The 625-nt window shown below is 51.2% G+C and carries 1 protein-coding gene; it reads left to right on the top strand.

All coding sequences use genetic code 11. From position 1 onward, the window contains the following. Positions 1-250: 250 nt before the first annotated feature. A complete protein-coding gene (locus GIW04_RS31150; protein ID WP_003191319.1) occupies positions 251-553 on the top strand; it encodes a DUF1883 domain-containing protein in 303 nt (100 codons plus the stop codon). Positions 554-625 lie beyond the last annotated feature (72 nt).

A 625-nucleotide genomic window follows, 5' to 3' on the forward strand; every position in this document is an offset into this window, starting at 1 on the left:
CCTATTGCCAAGGCCAGCACCAACACACTCCACTTCATACAAAAACCTCCGATAAAGACCCTACGACAGCGGGGATGGTAATTTTCTCCCACCAACGTAGGATTTATCTGTGATAACTCGGTAAATAACTGTTTTAAATTGTCGAAGTCGTCGACGACGGCCCGATAATAAACGCGCTGGGGCTGATAAACTCCATCTTAACCTACGTATCGTTCTGATTTTTCAGAAAAAGCCCTTCTGGAGACACCTCATGAAATTCATCCACCAGCGTGAGCACCTCAACGAGGGAGACATTGTCGTCATCGAATGCTCGCAGACCTGCAATATTCGCCTGATGAGTGATGCGAACTTTCGCAGTTTCAAAAACGGCGGCCGCCATACCTACCACGGCGGCGCATTTGATAAATTCCCGGCCAAGATCACCGCACCGAGCACCGGCTTCTGGAACATCACCCTGGATGTGGTGACCCGTCGCGCCATCAGCGTGACCCGCAAGCCTGCGTTGTCCCACAAGATCCGTATCGTTCGTCGTACCAGCAGCAAGCTGAGCTGACCCGAACACCTGACAGGAAAAAAGCTGTGACCACCACAACCACATACGTCATCAAATACAAGCTCAACGGCG

Source organism: Pseudomonas sp. PA-4-8C (genome assembly GCF_021606625.1).
GTDB classification, from domain to species: domain Bacteria; phylum Pseudomonadota; class Gammaproteobacteria; order Pseudomonadales; family Pseudomonadaceae; genus Aquipseudomonas; species Aquipseudomonas lactis.